Origin of the sequence: Aquidulcibacter sp., assembly GCF_049239865.1 — a bacterium.
Lineage (GTDB): Bacteria > Pseudomonadota > Alphaproteobacteria > Caulobacterales > Aquidulcibacteraceae > Aquidulcibacter.
The window spans coordinates 1-2,577 of the sequence record NZ_JBMLTR010000032.1 but is presented as its reverse complement, the minus strand read 5'-3'; the positions used below and the strand labels follow the sequence as shown (position 1 = coordinate 2,577).

At 56.6% G+C, this 2,577-nt stretch carries 2 protein-coding genes; both read right to left on the bottom strand.

Annotation, left to right across the window (positions count from 1 at the left end; all coding sequences use genetic code 11):
- Positions 1-361 precede the first annotated feature (361 nt).
- Positions 362-1,582: an IS91 family transposase gene (locus ACOVRA_RS02975; protein ID WP_421718985.1), complete on the bottom strand. Its 1,221-nt coding sequence runs from the start codon at positions 1,580-1,582 to the stop codon at positions 362-364.
- A gap of 9 nt (positions 1,583-1,591) precedes the next feature.
- Positions 1,592-2,470: a tyrosine-type recombinase/integrase gene (locus tag ACOVRA_RS02970; protein ID WP_313588624.1), complete on the bottom strand. Its 879-nt coding sequence runs from the start codon at positions 2,468-2,470 to the stop codon at positions 1,592-1,594.
- Positions 2,471-2,577 lie beyond the last annotated feature (107 nt).

Sequence of the window (2,577 nt, the reverse complement as noted above, 5' to 3'; positions counted from 1 at the left end):
AATCTGGAGGTTTCTGTGAGGTCGAGTATCACAGAGGGTCTGTCCTGGCGCGGGCGGCGACCTCATTGAAGCCGGATTGAGCGAATCTGCGTGGAGTGATGGGCCCTATGGGATTAGTGGCAATGCGCTGGTTTTTGGTGCGCCGTTTTGAAGGACCGATGGACCCTTTTGCATTCAGTGATGGGTGGGATGTTAGCGCTTGTCACGGCTATTGACCCTTCAATTGGCTGTTGGAGCGGCGTCGTGCCTCCGTCATTGCGCGGCAACACTGGATAGTCATCGTGGCAGGCATGGGAGAGCATTGCGTGGTTGGGTCGGTCCCGCGACGCTGTTCTTGGTGGTTTTGAGCAGTATTGTATGATCATGAGGTGTCTGGCCATGGTGGCGATGGCCCCTCCCTTTGTCTTTGCGTGGGCCAGCGCGGCAGCGCGGCGATCACGCTAAGAGTGCCGCCACAGCAGGGACAGATGGAAAGATTAAAGGTGGGACGCAGTTTTTTAGCGTGGTCAGTTGAGCCAGCTCTACCAATGTCGCTTTGCCCCACAGGCGCTTGGTCTGCGTGGGCGAGTTGCTGGCGTATGATCGCCAGCTTGGTGCGACGGTATCCATTGGCAAGAAATCCATAATGCCGGATCCGGTGAAATCCATCGGGTAAGGTATGGATAAGGAAGCGGCGTATGAACTCATGGGGGTGAAGCGACATGACTTTTTGTGCATTAGCATGGCGATAGTCACGCCAGGTAAATGCCACGCTGTCCTCATCAGCGCTCACCAGTCGGCTGTTGGCAATGGCGACCCTGTGTGTGTAGCGCCCTAGATAGGCAAGGACATGCTGAGGCGATCCAAACGGAGGCTTGGCATAGACGATCCACTTCTTCTTGCGCAACGCCTTTGCTGTTCCAGCGAAGGTGGCGGCGTTACTCAGACCACTAAGTTCGCCAGAGAAGCGCAATAGCCCAGCCGCGTAGGCCGCCAAAAGCTGTTCCATGAAGAGCCGCGCGAACAGGCGCGAGAGGACGTGGATGGGCAGGAAGAAGCGGGCTTTGGTGTTCAGCCACTGTCCCGTCGAGGCGAGTGCACCACCAGGGACCAAGCAATGAATGTGGGGATGGTGCGTAAGCGCCTGTCCCCATGTGTGCAGAATAGCGAGGAAGCCAACCTCGCCGCCAAGGTGACGCGGGTCACGAGCGATGGTCTTGAGCGTCGCAGCCACTGCGTTGAACAATATCCCATAAACGATGGCCTTGTTGTGGAAGGCGATCTGCGCGACCTGCTCTGGCACAGTGAACACGACGTGAAAATAAGGCACTGGTAACAGGTCAGCTTGGCGATCTTCCAGCCATTGTTCGCGGGCTGTGCTCTGGCACTTGGGGCAATGGCGATTGCGACAAGAATTATAGGCAATACGGGAATGCGTACAGTCTTGGCAGGCTTCAACATGGCCTCCCAGCGCGGCTGTCCGGCAAAGCTCGATAGCCGACATAACACGGCGCTCTACGCGGCCAAGATGGCCTTCGCGGCTATGACGATAGGCATGGCCATGGCGAGCAAAGATGTCGCCGACCTCGAGATGGGCGCGCATAACCCGCTCTCACGGGAGGGGTTCGCCGAGTGACAAGCGGTCAAATGGGCTGGTTGTGTTGGCGATGGTGCTGGCCGCTACATGGGTATAGCGTGCCGTCGTCGACAGATTATTGTGTCCCAGTAAAACTTGGATAATACGAATATCAGTGCCACCCTCCAAAAGATGGGTCGCAAAGCTGTGGCGAAGCGTATGCACGCTAACCTTCTTGACCAGACCCGCCGCCTTAGTCGCAGAGCGGCAGGCCCCATGCAGCACCTGCACATCAATGGGCTTGTCGCCCCGACCAGGAAACAGCCAAGTCTGGGGGCGAGCCAATCGCCAATAGGTCCGCAATATGCCCAGCAGTTGGGGCGACAACATCACTGTGCGGTCCTTGGCTCCCTTGCCGTGACGGACTTGGATCACCATCCGGTCGCTATCGATATCCGATACCTTGAGACTGATCGCCTCAGATGCGCGCAACCCCGCCGCGTAAGCGGCTGTCAAAGCAGTACGCGCCTTCAACGATGGGACGGCTTCCAAAAAGCGAACCACCTCGTCAGCACTCAAGATCGCAGGCAACTTGCTAGGCGTTCGCGCATAGACGATCCGCTCTGGGATATCGGACTGTTCCAGCGTTATGCCATAAAAGAAGCGCAGCGCACACACAATCTGGTTCAGCGCAGGCCACGAAATGTTCTGGGAAACCAGATAAACTTGGAAAGCGCGAACATCTTCCAATCCCAACTTGTCTGGCGAGCATCCAAAATATCGACTGAACTTGCTCACCGCGTGCAAATAAGAACGTTGCGTTGCAAGGGAAAGGTTGCGAAGGTTCATGTCGTCGATCATACGACGACGCAGCGGGTGAACCGCTGTCATGGTCTCGGTTAACTTCTGGGGCATGGGGTTGTCTCCTGTTGATAAGCTGGTCTCAGCAACCAAACCTTCTCATCAGGAGACCATCCCAAACAACATAAATCCCACTCCCGCGTCAGCGGGTTCGTTCAATC

Excerpts from the sequence above, each read along its gene's own strand:
- ACOVRA_RS02970 (WP_313588624.1), bottom strand. The coding sequence starts at position 2,470 with ATGCCCCAGAAGTTAACCGAGACCATGACAGCGGTTCACCCGCTGCGT.
- ACOVRA_RS02975 (WP_421718985.1), bottom strand. The coding sequence starts at position 1,582 with ATGCGCGCCCATCTCGAGGTCGGCGACATCTTTGCTCGCCATGGCCAT.